Here is a 16,332-nt window from a genome sequence, read left to right on the forward strand (position 1 = left end):
CCTTACAGCACCAGCAGCGCGCGGAAGTCGTTGACGTTGGTGTGGGTCGGGCCGGTCACGAACAGGTCGCCGATGGCGTCGAAGTAGCCGTAGGCGTCATTGCGGTCGAGATGGTCCGACAGCTTCTTCCCGGCAGCGGTGGCGCGCGCCAGCGTGTCGGGCGTGACGAAGGCGCCCGCGTTGTCTTCCACACCGTCGATGCCGTCGGTGTCGGCGGCCAGCGCCCACACCTGTGGCTGGCCCATGAGCGCTCCGGCCAGCCCCATGCAGAACTCGCCGGCCCGCCCGCCGCGGCCTTTGGCCTGGCCCGGCTGGCGTGGGCGGATCGTCACCGTGGTCTCGCCGCCCGAAAGAATCACGCAGGGCCGCGCGAACGGCTCGCCGCGGTGCGCCACCGCTCGCGCCAGCGCAGCGTGCACCTTGCCGACTTCGCGCGATTCGCCTTCCATTTCGTCGCTGAGGATGTGCGCCTCGATGCCGGCCTCGCGCGCAGCCCTGGCCGCGGCTTCGAGCGACTGCTGCGGCGTGGCGATCATGTGCGTCTCGTGGCCCTTGAACACGGCGTCGTGCGGCTTGGGCGTTTCGAGTTCACCGCTTTCGAGTTGCGCGCGCACCGGCGCGGGCACTTCGATGCCATAGCGGTCGAGGATGGCGAGCGCATCGGCGCAGGTGGTGGCGTCGGGCACCGTCGGGCCGCTGGCGATGACGGCTGCGTCGTCGCCTGGCACGTCGCTGATCGTCAGCGTCACCACGCGGGCCGGCGCGCATGCCGCCGCCAGCCGGCCACCCTTGATGCGCGACAGGTGCTTGCGCACGCAGTTCATCTCGCCGATGCCTGCGCCGCTTTCGAGCAGTTGCTTGTTGATGCGCTGCTTGTCGGCCAGCGTCAGGCCTTCAGCCGGCAGCACCAGCAGCGACGAACCGCCACCCGAGATCAGGCACAGCACAAGGTCGTCGGCAGTGAGGCCCTGCGTCAGCGCGAGGATGCGCTCGGCGGCCTGCTGGCCTGCGGCGTCGGGCACGGGGTGTGCGGCCTCGACGATCTCGATGCGCTGCGGCACGCCTTCGGGCCGCGGCGGAATGTGGTCGTAACGCGTGACGACAAGCCCCGACAGCGGCGCATCGGCCGGCCACAGGGCCTCGAGCGCCTGCACCATCGAGCCGCCGGCCTTGCCTGCGCCCAGCACCAGCGTACGGCCCTTGGGCGGCGGCGGCAGATGGGCGCCCAGCGTGGACAGCGGCAGCGCGCGGTCCACCGCCACACGGTAGAGATGTTCGAGGAAGGCGCGCGGGGCTTCGCGCGGATCGGGAGCGGGGCCGAAGGCGGGGTTCGATGCGGTCATTGCTGCTTTGTCTCCAATCCGGCGATTGTGCTGCGGACCGTGACCCGCCCTCTTGCCGCCGGTCAACTTCTGTCTGTCTAGTTGGTCTTTGCGCCAGCCTGGAACCAGCGGCTGATGAGGGCCCGCTCTTCGTCGGTGATGCCCGTGGCGTTGTTCATCGGCATGATCTTCGTGACCACCACCTGCTGGTAGATCGCCTGTGAATGCGCGGCCACTTGCTCCGGCGAATCGACGCGCACGTTCTTCATCTGAACGGCCGCGCCGTGGCACATGAAGCAGCGCTGTTCGAGCACCTTCTGCACGTCCTTGAACGGAACGGCAGGCGCAGCGGCAGCCACCGCGGGGGCCGCCACGGGTTCAGGCTTCATCCAGACGATGGTCAGGCCCAGCACCACGATGCCGACCAGCGCATAGGGCAGCGGGTTGCCCGCATTGCCCAGCTTGAAGCGGTGCCGCACCACGAAGAACTGGCGAATGGCCGCGCCGCCGAGCATGATCAGCAGCAACACGATCCAGTTGTACTTGTGCGTGTATGTAAAGCTGTAGTGGTTGCTCAGCATCGCGAACAGCACCGGCAGCGTGAAGTAGGTGTTGTGCACGCTGCGCTGCTTGCCGCGCTGGCCGTGCACCGGGTCCACCGGCTTGCCTTCGCGCAGCGCCGCCACGTTCTTGCGCTGGCCGGGAATGATCCAGAAGAACACGTTGCCGCTCATGGTCGTGGCCATCATGGCGCCCACCAGCAAGAAGGCCGCGCGGCCTGCGAACCACTGGCAGGCCAGCCAGGTCGCGAAGGCGATGAAGATGGCGATCAGCACGCCGACGATGGTGTCGCCGTGCTTGCGCCGGCCGAAGATCTGGCAGATGCCGTCGTACACCATCCAGAACACCACGAAGAAGGCCAGCGCCACGGCAATGGCGGCGCCGGGCTGCCAGTCCATCTTCGACTTGTCGATGAGGTACGTGCTCGCGTTCCACAGGTACGACATGGTGAAGAGCGTGAAACCCGTGATCCAGGTCGAATAACTCTCCCAGTACGACCAGTGCAAGTGGTCCGGCAGCTTCTTGGGCGCCAGCGCGTACTTCTGCATGTTGTAGAAGCCGCCGCCGTGCACGGCCCATTGCTCGCCGCCCACGCCCTTGTCGAGCGATTCCTGGTCCTGCGGCTTCTCGAGGCTGTTGTCCAGCATCACGAAGTAGAAGGAGGCGCCGATCCAGGCGATGGCGGTGATGACGTGGACCCAGCGCAGCAGCAGGTTGGCCCAGTCGAGGTAATAACTTTCCATATGCTTCTCTCTCAACCCGATTGGCGCGTGGGGGCACCAAGGAGGGGTTTCAGCCTGCTCACCACCGCGGGCGCTGTAAGCAGAGAAAGTGCCGCGAACGCAGGCTCCATGAAAAAATGGGCCTCGCTCCGCTGCGGCTTGTTGTGGACCGAAAGTGTATACAGTTTTGGCAAGGGACGGGGCTGTTTTTAGGGCGTGGCCGCCGGGAAAACCCTGTTCAGCCCAGCGATTGCAACAACTGTGCCGCCACTGCCACGGCGATCACCTCGGGCTCCTTGCCCGTGATGCCGGGCACGCCGATCGGGCAGGTGATGCGGGCCAGTTCGTCGGCCGTGAAGCCCCGCGCCTCGAGCCGATGGCTGAAAGTGGCCCACTTGGTCTTGCTGCCGATCAGGCCGACATAGGGCAAGTCGTTGCGCTCGCGCAGGCGCTTCAGGCAGGCGATGACGATGTCCAGGTCTTCGGCATGGCTGAAGCTCATGATGAGCACGCGGCTGCCCGGCGCCAGCGCGGCCACGGCGTCCTGCACGGGTTCTGAATGTTCGGTGTCGATCTGCGCGGGCAATTCGTCGGGAAACACGCCGTCGCGGCTGTCGATCCAGCGCACCGCAAACGGCAGCGCAGCCAGCAGCCGCGCCAGTGCGGCGCCCACATGGCCGCCGCCGAACAGCGCCACGGGCTTGAGTTGCGCGACCAGTTCGCGCTGCAGCCTTGGCGCATCAGCGGCCGTGATGCGCTCGTACGACAGGAACATCACGCCGCCGCAGCATTGCCCCAGGCTCGGGCCCAGCGGGTATCGCTGGATGCCATCGAAGGGCTTGCGCGAGCCAGCCAGCATTTCGCGTGCTTCCTTCGTGGTCTGGAATTCGAGCTGCCCACCGCCGATGGTGGCCGTGAGCGCATCGGCCCACACCGCCATCCAGGTGCCGGCCTCGCGCGGCGCCGAGCCCTGCGTCGATTCGACGCGCACCAGCACCGCGTCTTCGTGGCGAAGACGTGCCAGCAGTTGATCGACCGCACCGCTCATCGTTGTCGATACCTTCGGTTGCCTGGCCCATGAAGACTCACGGTATAAACCCGGCGATGAATCGCCAGCTTACGCCCCGCCGCCTTGCACTTGCTGCTTCCGTTCTTTCCGCCCTCTGGCTGGCCGGCTGCGGCAGCCCTGGTGCCGTGCCCGGCCAGTTGAGCAGCGCCTCCCCTTCCAGCGCATCCGGCCGGGTGCCTCGTGCATCGAACGCCGCCACGGCGCGCGACTACCGCCGCGATGCGGCGCGCCACATCTACGAGATCAACCGCTCGCGCATCTACGGCGGGCAATTGCCGCCGATGCTCTATGCGGTCGGTACGCTGCAGGTGAACCTGGATGCGGGTGGCAAGGTGGTGTCGATGCACTGGTTGCGCGCGCCCCAGCATGCGCCCGAAGTGATCGCCGAGATCGAGCGTGCCGTGCTGCAGGCCGCGCCCTTCCCCGCCGCCACGCGCCTCGGAGCGGTCACGTGGACCGACACCTGGCTGTGGGACAAGAGCGGGCGCTTCCAGCTCGACACCCTGACAGAAGGCCAGCAACAAGGCGACTGACCTCAGGAGCCCCGGTACGTGGAGTAGCTCCACGGACTGACGAGCAGGGGCACGTGATAGTGCTGGTCGGTGTGCGCCACACCGAAATCCAGCGACACCTTGTTCAGGAAATTGGGCTCCGGCAGCTTGACGCCGCGAGCCTTGAAGTAACCCGCCACGTCGAACACCAGCCGGTAGGTACCGGCCTTCAGCGAGTTGTTGTCGTACAGCGGGCCGTCGCTGCGGCCGTCCGAATTCAGCGTGAAGCGCTTCACCAGCGTCGCGGCGTCGCCGTCGGTGGTGTACAGCGCGACCTCCATGCCGGCTGCGGGGCCGCCATGCATCGTGTCCAGTACGTGAGTGCTCAGGCCCATGGGGCGCTCCTTGAAATGGGTGCGGGAAATTCCGGTGGACAAAAGTGTATACAGTTACCGGCTTTGGGTCTATCATGAAAAACATGGAGTCCTCCACCACCCGTTCGATCGTCGATGCCCTCACGAAGGCCATCGTCGAGCACCGGCTTCAGCCCGGCACCAAGCTGGCCGAGCAGAAGCTGGCCGATCATTTCGGCGTCTCGCGCACGCTGGTGCGCCAGGCGCTGTTCCAGCTGTCGCAGAACAAGCTCATACGGCTCGAGCCCGCACGCGGCGCCTTCGTGGCCGCACCGGCCGTCGACGAGGCCAAGCAGGTGTTCGCCGTGCGCCGCATGCTCGAAGCCGAGATGACGCGCGAGTTCGTGCGCACCGTCACGCCCGCCAAGATCAAGGCGCTGAAGGAGCACGTTGCGCTCGAAAAATCAGCCGTGTCGGGCGAAGACATCTCGGGCCGCACCGAGCTGCTCGGCGACTTCCACGTGCGCATGGCCGAGCTCATGGGCAACCAGGTGCTGGCGCAGATCCTGGGCGAACTCATCTCGCGCTGCGCCCTCATCACGTTGATGTACCAGAGCGCCAGCGCGGCCGAGCACTCCAACGACGAGCACGCAGACATCGTGAAGGCGCTGGCCGCGCGCGACGAAGAGCGCGCCGTGCGCCTCATGACCGAACACCTGGAGCACGTCGAGGCCAACCTCACGTTCGACCGCAAGGTGCCCACCAACGACATCTCCCTCGCGCTGTCCTGATCCAAACCATGACCGTCTACGACACCACCCTGCCCTACCCGCGCGACCTCGTCGGCTATGGCCGCAACCCGCCCCACGCCCAATGGCCGGGCGGTGCGCGTGTCGCGGTGCAGTTCGTCCTCAACTACGAAGAAGGCGGCGAGAACGCCACGCTGCACGGCGATGCGGGCTCCGAGCAGTTCCTCTCCGAGATGTTCAACCCGGCGAGCTTTCCCGACCGGCACATCAGCATGGAAGGCATCTACGAGTACGGCTCGCGTGCCGGCGTGTGGCGCATCCTGCGCGAGTTCGAAAAGCGCGGCCTGCCGCTGACCGTGTTCGGCGTGGGCATGGCGCTTGAGCGCTACCCCGAGCTGACCGCCGCCTTTAAAGAGCTGGGCCACGAGATCGCCTGCCACGGCTGGCGCTGGATCCACTACCAGAACCTCGACGAAGCCACCGAGCGCGAACACATGCGCCTGGGCATGGAAGCCATTGAAAAGCTCACCGGCGAACGCGCCCTGGGCTGGTACACCGGCCGCGACAGCCCGCGCACGCGCCGCCTCGTGGCCGACTACGGCGGCTTCGAATACGACAGCGATTACTACGGCGACGACCTGCCCTTCTGGATGAAGGTGCAAAAGACCGACGGCACCGTGGTGCCGCAGCTCATCGTGCCCTACACGCTCGATTGCAACGACATGCGCTTCGCGCTGCCGCAGGGCTATTCGCACGCCGACCCGTTCTTCCAGTACATGAAGGACACCTTCGACGCGCTGTATGCCGAAGGCGACCCGAACGGCGACAACAGCCCGAAGATGATGAGCATCGGCATGCACTGCCGCCTGCTCGGGCGGCCGGGCCGCATCACGGCGCTGCAGCGTTTTCTCGATCACATCGCACAACACGACCGCGTGTGGGTCTGCCGGCGCGTCGACATCGCGCGCCACTGGAAGCTGGCGCACCCCTTTGAAGCCGGAGCCGCATCATGAGCCTCACCATCGCCCAACTCAACGCCGCGGTGCCGGCCGCCGCCGTCGCGCTGCTCGACGGCATCTACGAGCACTCGCCCTGGATTGCTCAGCGCGCCCTGGCCGCTCGCCCGTTCCGCTCGCTCGCGCATCTCAAGCATGCGCTGGTGCAGGCGCTGGCCGCTTCGTCGGCCGACGAGCAGATCGGCCTGATCCGCGCCCACCCCGAACTCGCCGGCAAGGCCATGGTCAGCAAGACGCTGACGGCCGAATCGACCAACGAGCAGAGCAAGGCCGGCCTGACCGACTGCACGCCCGAGGAGTTCGCGAAGATCCAGCAGCTCAACGCCGACTACAACGCGAAGTTCGGCTTTCCGTTCATCCTCGCGGTGCGTGGCCCGCGCGGCACGGGGCTGGCCAAGCGCGAGATCATCGACACCTTCGCGCGCCGGCTCTACAACCACCCCGACTTCGAACTCGGCGAGGCGCTGCGCAACATCCATCGCATTGCGGAGATTCGCCTCGACGACAAGTTCGCTGCCGACGTCACGCTCGGCAACGACGTGTGGGACTGGCAGGAACAGCTCTCGGTGCACACCGACCCGGGCTATGCCGAGAAGGGCCAGCTCACCGTCACCTACCTGACCGATGCGCACCGCGCCTGCGCCGCGCAGATCAGCGCGCTGATGCGCGACGTGGGCTTCGACTCGGTGCACATCGACGCGGTCGGCAACGTGGTGGGCCGCTATGAAGGCGCGATGCCCGGCGCCAAGACCCTGCTCACCGGCTCGCACTACGACACCGTGCGCAACGGCGGCAAGTACGACGGCCGCCTGGGCATCTTCGTGCCGATGGCCTGCGTGCGCGAACTCAAGCGTCAGAACAAGCGCCTGCCCTTCGCCTTCGAGGTGGTGGGCTTCGCCGAAGAGGAAGGCCAGCGCTACAAGGCGACCTTCCTCGGGTCGGGCGCGCTCATCGGCCACTTCGACCAGCGCTGGCTCGACCAGAAGGATGCCGACGGCATCACCATGCGCGAGGCCATGCAGCATGCGGGCCTGAAGGAAGAAGACATCCCGAAGATCCAGCGCGACCCGGCGCGCTACCTCGGCTTCGTCGAAGTGCACATCGAGCAGGGCCCGGTGCTCACCGAGCTCGACCTGCCGTTGGGCATCGTCACCTCCATCAACGGCAGCGTGCGCTACGTGGGCGAAGTGATCGGCATGGCCAGCCACGCCGGCACCACGCCCATGGACCGCCGCCGCGACGCCGCGGCCGCCGTGGCCGAGCTGATCCTCTACACCGAGCAGCGCGCCGCCAAAGACGGCGACTCGGTCGGCACCGTCGGCATGCTCGAAGTGCCCAGCGGCTCCATCAACGTGGTGCCGGGCCGCTGCAAGTTCAGCCTCGACCTGCGCGCGCCCAACAACGCGCAGCGCGACGCGCTGGCCACCGACGTGGTCAACGCGCTGAAGGACATCTGCGAGCGCCGCGGCGTACGCTACGAGCTCGAAGAAACCATGCGCGCCGCCGCCGCGCCCAGCGCACCCGCCTGGCAGCAGCGTTGGGAAAAGGCCGTCGACGCGCTGGGCATTCCGCTCTTTCGCATGCCCAGCGGCGCCGGCCACGACGCGATGAAGCTGCACGAGGTGATGCCGCAGGCCATGCTGTTCGTGCGCGGCATCAACTCGGGCATCAGCCACAACCCGCTCGAATCGAGCACCAACGACGACATCCAGCTCGCAGTGCAGGCCTTCCAGCTGCTTCTGGAAAACCTCACCGCCGAACAAGCCCACTGATTCACAGAAGAACAACCATGACCGACTACGCCAAGCTCGACGCCTGGATCGACGCCCACTTCGACGAGGAAGTGCAATTCCTGCAGCAACTCGTGCAGGTGCCCACAGACACGCCACCGGGCAACAACGCGCCGCACGCCGAGCGCACCGCCGAGCTGCTGAAAGACTTCGGCCTCGACGCCGAAAAGCACGCCGTGCCCGCGCAGGAAGTGAAGGACTACGGCCTCGAATCGATCACCAACCTGATCGTGCGCCGCAAGTACGGCAACGAAGGCCGCACCGTGGCGCTGAACGCCCACGGCGACGTGGTGCCCCCCGGCGAAGGCTGGACGCACGACCCGTACGGCGGCGAGATCGCTGACGGCAGCCTCTACGGCCGTGCTGCAGCAGTCAGCAAGAGCGATTTCGCCAGCTTCACCTTCGCGCTGCGCGCACTCGAGGCGGTGGCCAAGCCGACCAAGGGCAGCGTCGAGCTGCACTTCACCTACGACGAAGAGTTCGGCGGCATCCTCGGCCCGGGCTGGCTGCTCGACAAGGGCCTGACCAAGCCCGACCTGATGATCGCGGCCGGCTTCAGCTACGAAGTGGTCACCGCGCACAACGGCTGCCTGCAGATGGAAGTGACGGTGCACGGCAAGATGGCCCACGCCGCCGTGCCGGCCACCGGCATCGACGCGCTGCAAGGCGCCGTGAAGATCCTCAACGCGCTGTATGCGCAGAACACGCTCTACCAGCAGGTCACGTCGAAGGTCGAGGGCATCACGCACCCGTACCTCAACGTCGGCCGCATCGAGGGCGGCACCAACACCAACGTGGTGCCCGGCAAGGTCGTGTTCAAGCTCGACCGCCGCATGATCCCCGAAGAGAACCCGGTCGAAGTCGAAGCCGCGATCCGCAAGGTGATTGCCGATGCCGCCGCCGAGAGCGCGGGCATCACGGTCGAGATCAAGCGCCTGCTGCTCGCCAATTCGATGAAGCCGCTGGCCGGCAACAAGCCGCTGGTCGATGCGATCCAGAAGCACGGCGGCGAACTGTTCGGCGAGCCCATCAAGGCCATGGGCACGCCGCTGTACACCGACGTGCGCCTGTACGTCGAAGCCGGCATTCCCGGCGTGATCTACGGCGCCGGCCCGCGCACGGTGCTCGAATCGCACGCCAAGCGCAGCGACGAGCGCGTGGTGCTCGAAGACCTGCGCCGCGCCACCAAGGTGATCGCGCGCACGCTCAGCGACCTGCTGGCCTGATCCTGATCCGGCTCAGATGACCTTGACGGCCGCGGGCGCCAGGCGCGCCGTGGCCCACGCCATCACATCGGGCAGCGGCGCGGGCCGCGCCAGGTGATAGCCCTGCACCAGCCGGCAACCTATCGCGTGCAGGGCATCGAGCTCGTCCTGCGTTTCCACGCCTTCGGCAACCACCTGGATGTTCAGCGAGCGGCCGAGCTGGACGATGGCGTCCACCAGCACCACGTTGCCCGGCGAGGACGACAGGTCGAGAATGAAACTGCGGTCGATCTTCACCTGCCGCACGTACTCGCTGCGCAGCGACGCCAGCGACGAATAACCCACGCCGAAGTCGTCGACCACGATTGCCACGCCCGCGGCCGACAGCGCGCTCAGCCGGCTGCGCGTGGCATGCGTGTCGAGCGCCACCTCTTCCGTGATCTCGATCTGCAGCCGGCGCGGTGCCACGCCGCGCGCCTTCAGCATGCCGAGCACGATGTCGTCGACCGCCAGCTGCGCCATCTCGCGCGGCGAGACATTGATGGCAACCGGCACGGCGGCCAGGCTGGAGCCTACGGCCTCCAGCTGGCGCATGCCCAGGCAGACCTCGTCGACCAGATGCCGCAGCAGCGGCTCGGCCACGCCGGTGCTCGCTGCCGCGTAGATCACCTCTTCGGGGGCAATGTGGCCATGGCGCGGATGGTTCCAGCGCATCAATGCCTCGAGGCTGTGAACTTCCCGGCCGTCGCTGTTCATGATCGGCTGGTACCACACGCCGATGTCGCGCGCCTCGATGGCATGGAGCAGGTCGCGCTCCACGTCCCGGCGCGTGGCAAGCCGCTGGTTGAGCGCCTTGTCGAAGACCTGGTAGCGGTTGCGCCCGGTGCGCTTGGCCTCGTAGACGGCCTCGTCGGCAAAGCTGATCATGTCGGCAATCTCGGCCTCGCCCGAGACTGAGATGCCGATGCTCACGCCCAGATGGCCGCCGTAATGCGCCGTGGCGAATGAGATCGAACGGATCAGCGCCTGCGCAATGGCCGTAGGTGCCTGCCGCTCGTCCTGCAGGCTGTAGAGCACCGCGAACTCGTCGCCGCCCCAGCGGCCGAGCACGGCCTGCATGTCGGCGGTCTCCCGCTGCAGCCAGCGGGCCACGTCCTGCAGCACGCGGTCGCCGACCTTGTGGCCGAAGGCGTCGTTCACCGCCTTGAAGCCGTCGAGGTCCAGCAGCAGCAGGCCGTGCTGGCCGCCGCCGGGTGCGGCGATGTGCAGCGTCGCCGCCTCGGTGAAGCCTTCGCGGTTGAGCAGGCCTGTGAGCGAATCGTGCGAGGCCCGGAAGGCCAGCTGCTGCGTGGCGTCCAGCGACAGCGCGTGCACCAGCCGCAGCTGTGCGGCCATGGCGGTGGCTTCGTTGCGCAGGCGGCTTCCTTCGCGGAAGGTCCTGTCGCTGTGCAGCGCACCGCGCACCAGTGCCGCGAGGTACAGCAGCACCATCGCCGCCAGGCTCAGATTGTCGAAGCCGCCTGCATAGACAAGGCAACCGACCACCGACAGCAGCGCCGGCGTGATGAAGCTGATGGGCACGAGCGCATAGGCAATGCCATAGGTGACGGCCCCCGCGCAGATGCCGCACACCACCGTGAGATAGAACACCGCTTGCGGCGATGAGTAGCCGTCGCACAGAAACGGAATGAGGGCCCACACACAGCCCGACACCGCAGCCAGGACCGCAGCAATGCGCAGGTGCCATTCGACGGGGCGGCCGTCAGGCGAGGTCAGGACATCACTGCCGGGCTCGGCACCGGGCGAAGGCGCGAACGGCCAGCGGCAGATGTAGCTGCGCATCCCGTTCACCATGAGCGACAGCAGCAGCCAGCTCATCCCTTCGAACGCGCGGCCGGCATTGAGGGCGACCAGCGCCGCGGTGAAACTCAGCACCACGCTGATCGGAATGGCCGAGAGAACGCTGCGGCGCACCGTCACGAGCTGATCGGTGCGCACCATGCGCGACAGCACCCCATCGTCGATGGATGCGGTGGGCAGGGGGACGGGCGCGCTGGGGATCATGGAAGGGGCACAGTTTATAGAGGGCAAGCCCTCCGGCGGCCCGGTTGCTGGCGCGAAAACAACGAACTTTCGTTCTGCTTTCATCGAAGCGTCATCGCGCCATTCGAGACTCGGCGACTTCCTTCGACACGCGCACTTCAGGTGCGCGTCATTTTTTTCAGACCGCCATGTTCATTCTTCCGACCGCCCTCTCGACGCCCCTCCCGTTCCGCCGCACGCTGTTCTCCACCCTCGCCATCGGCACGCTCATGCTGGCCGGCTGCGGCGGCGGAGACTCCAGCGGCCCGGCTTTCTTCCCCGTGGCGCCCAGCACCCCGGCGGCCGTCGCGCCCGCCCCCGCCCCCGCTCCCGCGGCCGATCCAGGCCCGTCGGTGCCGCCAGGCCGCTGGACCGTGGGCGACCTCCACATCCACACGATCCAGTCGGACGACACGCAGCAGATTTCCACGCTCGACCAGGTGCTGGCCAAGGCCTTCGACCAGTTCGGGCTCGACTGGGCGGCGCTGTCCGACCACCTGCGCCTGTCCTCCTACGACAACAACGGCACCAAGCTGCCGGCGCAGATTCCGTTCTCGGAAGGCATGGCCAAGTACCAGGTGCCGCGCATCAAGGCGCTGCAGGCCGGCGGCAAATATGCCGACAAGACGATCTTCGCGTCCTTCGAATGGGACATGCCCTCGCACGACCACGGCAACGTCGGCATCCTGACCGACAACCCCATGTCGGATGCCGCGCTCAAGGCCGCGAGCCAGTTCGAATACCTCTTCACCAACCGGGCCGCCGCACTCTTCCCGGCCGGCGACGTCACCGCCTGGGGCCCGAAGGCCGGCGTCAACTACGACACGCACGCCGAGACGCTCGCCGCTATCGCCTGGCTCAAGAAGAACTATCCAGACACCAGCTACCTGCAGATCAACCATCCTTCGCGCAACCCCGGCAAGTACACGATCGCCCAGCTGCGCGAAATGAACGACCTCGCGCCGAACATCGTGTTCTCGCTCGAAGGCATGGTCGGCAACCAGATGGAGCCCGACCGCGGCGGCTACAACAGCGCCTACATTCCGGCCAACCTGCCCTCGCGCACCTACGGCGGCGTGGACTACCTCGTCGCCAAGCTCGGCGGCACCTGGGACGCGCTGCTGTCCGAAGGTCGCCACATCTGGAACGTGGCCGACTCCGACTACCACTTCACCACCTCGCAAGGCCAGTACAGCAGCGGCTACGCGCCGGGCGAATACGCCAGGAACCACCTGTGGGGCGACGTCAAGGATCCGAAGTCGCTGCTCTCGGCCCTGCGCTCAGGCAAGCTCTTCGCTGTGAACGGCGGCCTGATCGACGCACTCGACTTCAAGGTGCAAAGCGCCAAAAGTACTGGCGAGATGGGTTCGGACGTGACGGCCAAGGCCGGCGAAGACCTGAAGATCACCATCCGCTTCAAGAGCCCCGAGCGCAACAACTTCGAATACCAGCTCGGCAGCGGCAACTTCGCCAACGTGAAGCCGGTGGTCGACCACATCGACCTGATCGGCGGCGACGTGACCGGCCCCGAGCTGGCGGGCACGCCGGGCTATGCGCGCGACACCAACCCGTCGACTCGCGTGCTCAAGCGCTTCACCCGCAACGACTGGAAGCTCGATGCCGATGGCTACTTCTCTGTGAGCTACACGGTGAAGGCCGGCAACAACCAGTACTTCCGCCTGCGAGGCACCAACCTGGGCACCGACGTGCCCAACGAAACCGCCGCCGGTGAGCCGCTGCCCGATGCGCAGACCACCGGCACCGACAACGTGGCGCGCTTCAATGCGATCAACGTGCGCAACTACAGCGACCTGTGGTTCTACTCGAACCCGGTGTTCGTGAAGGTCGCGGCGCTGTAGCGAGCGAGCCGGAGCCCGCCCGCATCGATCAGTTCTTCGCGGCGCGCGCCTCCGGCATCGCCGACGAGTGGTGATGCGCGATCAGCCACTGCCCGTTCACCCATTCGTAGACATAGGTGTAGCGGGCATGCACCGTGCCGCCATCCTTGAAGCGGAAGGTGTAGGTTCCGACGTCCTGCGCCACGTTGCAGCCGATCTTGACGATGCGCTTGTCGATCGTGCCTTGCGGCTCGCTCTTGAGGAACTTGACGAAGTAGTCGCGAATCTCCGCCGGGTTGGTGCGCGGCTGGTTCGACACGGTCGCCAGCAGCACGCCGTCGGGTGCGTAGTTGGCGACCACCTTGTCGGGGTCCAGCGTGCGCAGCGAGTTGTTCCAGCGGTCGAACAGTGCGCCGATCTGCGCTTCATTGGTCGGCGCACAAGCAACGGCGCCCGAACCCTGGGCCAGCGCACCGGTGGCAAGAGTGAGAGAAAGAACGCCGAGGGCGGCACTGGTGACGAGACTTTTCTTCATGGAGATTCCTTGTTGTGAAAGTGTTGAAGCACCGGTGTCTGCCGGCGCTGCACCGCATTCGCGAGGCAGGAATCAAGTCTCTGGCGCAGAGATGAACACGACCCGTGCCGGGCCATGAACGCAGGTTGAAGCGCAGATGAACAACGGATGAACGCGCGCCCGGGCGTCCAGTTGTTCAGGCCTCCTGCGCGTCGAGCCGGTAGCCGAAGCCGCGCACGGTCTTGAGCAGCGCGAGCGGGTGGCCCTCGTCGATCTTGGCCCTGAGGCGGCGCACGTAGACGTCGACCACATTGGTCAGCGGGTCCTCGTTGGTGCCCCACACGTTCGAGAGGATGCGCTCGCGGCTGTAGACGCGGCCGGGCGCGCTCATCAGCAGCTCCAGGAAGGCCAGCTCCTTCGCCGTCAGCGCAATCGGCTGTCCGGCCCGCGTGACCTGCATGCGTTCGCGGTCCAGCACGAGGTCGGCCACCTGCAGGCTGCTCGCTTTCACGCGCTGTTCGCGTCCGCGCCGCAGCAGCGCCTCGATGCGCGCGAGCAGCTCCTCGAAGGCAAAGGGCTTGGTCAGATAGTCGTCCGCGCCCAGCCGCAGGCCGTTGACCTTGTCCTCCAGCGAGCTCATGGCCGTGAGCATCAGCACCGGCACATGATGGCCTTCGGCGCGCATCGTCTGGCAGAGCTCCAGGCCGCTGATGCCGGGCAGCATCAGGTCGAGGATGAGCAGCGCTGGCTCACCGCCGCGCGCCAATGCCAGGCCCTCGGTGCCGGTGCGCGCCAGCTGCACGCCATAGCCTTCGGCGCGCAGGCCGCGCTGCAGAAAGTCGGCCACGCGCGGATCGTCTTCGACCACGAGGATGTTGTTCATGCGGCCTCCGGCGTTGTGGGGCTGGCTGCGCCATCAAAGCGCGGCAGCCGGATGCGAACCGTCGTGCCCACGAACGGTTCGCTGTCTATGTCGATGCGGCCTTCGTGCGCGACAACGATGGCCTGCGCAATCGACAGGCCAATGCCGGTGCCATCGACCCGATGAGCCCGCGCGCGCTGGCCGCGCGTGAAGCGCTGGAACACCGTGGGCAGCTCGTCGGCGTCGATGCCGATGCCCTTGTCGCGCACCGCGATCTCCGCGCATCCGTCGACTTCACGCCAGCCGATGCGGACCTCGCCGCCCGAGCGCGAATAGCGCACCGCGTTGTCGAGCACGATCACCAAGGCCTGGCGCAGCCGGTCGGCATCGGCATGCACGTAGAGCAGCCCTGGCTGTGCGTCGTGCGAGGCATCGAGGCGAACCCCAACGCCGTGCAGCGCACCCAGCGCCTCGGCCTGCTCGGTGGCATCGCCGACCAGCAGGCCGAGGTCCACCTGGTCCTGCCGCATGACGAGCTGATCGGCCTCGGCGCGTGCGATCAGCATCAGGTCGTCGATCACCCGCGCGAGCTGCTCCACGCCGCCGACGATGCGCGACAGCGTTTCCTTGTATTCGGCCAGTGGCTTGTCGGTGCCGCGCAGCGCGATCTCGGCCTCGCCGCGGATGGCGGTGGCCGGCGTGCGCAGCTCGTGGCTCAGGTCGGCAAACAACTGGCGGCGGCGCTGGTCGATGTTCTGCAGCGTGACGTGCGCGGTCTGCAACTCGGCCGTGCGCGCATCCACTGCCTCTTCGAGCTTGTGCCGCGCGGCTTCGGCATCGCTTCGGCGCTGCTGCAGTTCGGCGGCCATGGCGTTGAAGTTCTCGGCCACCTGGCCGAATTCGTCACCCGAGCCGACCGCCATGCGATGGTCCATCTGGCCCGCCTGCAAGGCCTGCGTGCCGGTCAGCAGGCTGGCGATGGGCGCCTGCAGCCGCCGGTTCAGGCGAATGGCGAGCAGCACCGCCGCTGCCAGGGTCAACACAGCGAGGCCGATGGCCTGCAGGCGCAGCACCTCGATGGCGTGCTCGGTGGCCAGGCGCGCGGCCGGCACCGCCTGCTTCTGGCGCTCGATTGCGCCGTTGACGAGTTCGCGCAGGTCGCGTCCGCGCGTCACGTCGAACACCTGGTTGATCTGCTGCCACACCGACGAAAACTCCGCTCCCGGCTGCAGGGGCGTGAGCTGCAGCAGGCGATCCTGGACCGCGGCGATGTTGGCATCGAGCAGGTCGATGCTGGCCGCCAGCTGGGTCACCGCCTCGGGCACCTGTGTCCCCCGCGCCGAGGTCACGGTGGTCCACCAGGCCAGGTCGCGCTGCGTCAGGTCCCGCAGGCTGGCTGCGCTGGAGCGCATGCCGGCCAGCCAGCGGTCGCGCGACTCGATGGGTGCGTCGCCATTCATCAGCCGCTGCGAGGCCCAGACCCGCAGCCGCTGCTTGTTGGCGGACAGCTCCAGCAGATCGGACTGGATGTCGCTCGCCAACCGGCTGTGCTGCGCATAGAAGGTGACGCGCTCGGAGCCCAGGTAGATGAAGGCTGCCTGCACGCAGACCAGCGCAACGAGCGCCGCGAAGGCCAGCGAGAGCCGCGAGCGGAATTTGATGGAAGGCATCGATCGGTGCGAGGCGGGGACCTGCTTTGAAGGGTGCGAAGAATAGCCCATGCCCGTTGGACGGCCAGGCATCCATCACTTCTGTTGA

The 16,332-nt window shown here is 67.0% G+C and carries 14 protein-coding genes; 6 read left to right on the forward strand and 8 right to left on the reverse strand.

The features are described 5' to 3' along the window. Positions 1-2: 2 nt before the first annotated feature. From BLV60_RS29520 to xdhC, 3 genes are all read right to left on the reverse strand, one after another. Positions 3-1,343 (reverse strand): glycerate kinase type-2 family protein, encoded by a 1,341-nt coding sequence (locus BLV60_RS29520; protein WP_093058859.1) that lies wholly within the window; start codon positions 1,341-1,343, stop codon positions 3-5. Positions 1,344-1,420: 77 nt separating this feature from the next. After that, positions 1,421-2,626, reverse strand: coding sequence for a urate hydroxylase PuuD (locus tag BLV60_RS29525; RefSeq protein WP_093058860.1), 1,206 nt, complete (start codon positions 2,624-2,626; stop codon positions 1,421-1,423). A 217-nt stretch (positions 2,627-2,843) separates the two neighbouring features. Beyond that, on the reverse strand, positions 2,844-3,653 hold the full coding sequence (xdhC, locus tag BLV60_RS29530) for a xanthine dehydrogenase accessory protein XdhC (RefSeq protein WP_093058861.1): 810 nt from the start codon (positions 3,651-3,653) through the stop codon (positions 2,844-2,846). Between the two features lie 56 nt (positions 3,654-3,709). On the opposite strand from xdhC, the gene BLV60_RS29535 reads away from it, so the two are divergent. After that, on the forward strand, positions 3,710-4,207 hold the full coding sequence (locus BLV60_RS29535) for a hypothetical protein (RefSeq protein ID WP_093081362.1): 498 nt from the start codon (positions 3,710-3,712) through the stop codon (positions 4,205-4,207). A 2-nt stretch (positions 4,208-4,209) separates the two neighbouring features. Here BLV60_RS29535 and uraH read toward each other — a convergent pair whose 3' ends face one another. Further along, positions 4,210-4,560: a hydroxyisourate hydrolase gene (uraH, locus tag BLV60_RS29540; protein ID WP_007838349.1), complete on the reverse strand. Its 351-nt coding sequence runs from the start codon at positions 4,558-4,560 to the stop codon at positions 4,210-4,212. A 74-nt stretch (positions 4,561-4,634) separates the two neighbouring features. On the opposite strand from uraH, the gene BLV60_RS29545 reads away from it, so the two are divergent. Genes BLV60_RS29545 through BLV60_RS29560 form a run of 4 tightly spaced genes read left to right on the forward strand, consistent with a single transcriptional unit; the run spans position 4,635 to position 9,299 of the window. Continuing rightward, a complete protein-coding gene (locus BLV60_RS29545; RefSeq protein ID WP_093058863.1) occupies positions 4,635-5,309 on the forward strand; it encodes a GntR family transcriptional regulator in 675 nt (224 codons plus the stop codon). A gap of 8 nt (positions 5,310-5,317) precedes the next feature. Further along, complete coding sequence (gene puuE, locus BLV60_RS29550) at positions 5,318-6,280, forward strand: allantoinase PuuE (protein ID WP_093058864.1); 963 nt, start codon at positions 5,318-5,320, stop codon at positions 6,278-6,280. Continuing rightward, on the forward strand, positions 6,277-8,055 hold the full coding sequence (gene uraD, locus BLV60_RS29555; protein WP_093058865.1) for a 2-oxo-4-hydroxy-4-carboxy-5-ureidoimidazoline decarboxylase: 1,779 nt from the start codon (positions 6,277-6,279) through the stop codon (positions 8,053-8,055). Before puuE ends, uraD begins: the two co-directional genes overlap by 4 nt. A 17-nt stretch (positions 8,056-8,072) precedes the next feature. Next, positions 8,073-9,299, forward strand: coding sequence for a M20 family metallopeptidase (locus BLV60_RS29560; protein ID WP_093058866.1), 1,227 nt, complete (start codon positions 8,073-8,075; stop codon positions 9,297-9,299). Between the two features lie 12 nt (positions 9,300-9,311). Here BLV60_RS29560 and BLV60_RS29565 read toward each other — a convergent pair whose 3' ends face one another. Continuing rightward, the gene (locus tag BLV60_RS29565; protein WP_093058867.1) at positions 9,312-11,342 is read right to left on the reverse strand and encodes a putative bifunctional diguanylate cyclase/phosphodiesterase; all 2,031 of its coding nucleotides are present in this window, start codon (positions 11,340-11,342) and stop codon (positions 9,312-9,314) included. Between the two features lie 167 nt (positions 11,343-11,509). Between BLV60_RS29565 and BLV60_RS29570 the strand changes: the two genes are divergently transcribed. Beyond that, positions 11,510-13,219: a CehA/McbA family metallohydrolase domain-containing protein gene (locus BLV60_RS29570; protein WP_093058868.1), complete on the forward strand. Its 1,710-nt coding sequence runs from the start codon at positions 11,510-11,512 to the stop codon at positions 13,217-13,219. 28 nt (positions 13,220-13,247) lie between these two features. Here BLV60_RS29570 and BLV60_RS29575 read toward each other — a convergent pair whose 3' ends face one another. From BLV60_RS29575 to BLV60_RS29585, 3 genes are all read right to left on the reverse strand, one after another. Then, complete coding sequence (locus BLV60_RS29575) at positions 13,248-13,733, reverse strand: SgcJ/EcaC family oxidoreductase (protein ID WP_093058869.1); 486 nt, start codon at positions 13,731-13,733, stop codon at positions 13,248-13,250. Positions 13,734-13,908: 175 nt separating this feature from the next. Next, a complete protein-coding gene (locus BLV60_RS29580; RefSeq protein ID WP_093058870.1) occupies positions 13,909-14,595 on the reverse strand; it encodes a response regulator transcription factor in 687 nt (228 codons plus the stop codon). After that, positions 14,592-16,244: a sensor histidine kinase gene (locus tag BLV60_RS29585; protein WP_093058871.1), complete on the reverse strand. Its 1,653-nt coding sequence runs from the start codon at positions 16,242-16,244 to the stop codon at positions 14,592-14,594. Before BLV60_RS29585 ends, BLV60_RS29580 begins: the two co-directional genes overlap by 4 nt. Positions 16,245-16,332: the final 88 nt, after the last annotated feature.

The organism is Variovorax sp. YR634 (assembly GCF_900106655.1).
GTDB lineage: Bacteria > Pseudomonadota > Gammaproteobacteria > Burkholderiales > Burkholderiaceae_C > Variovorax.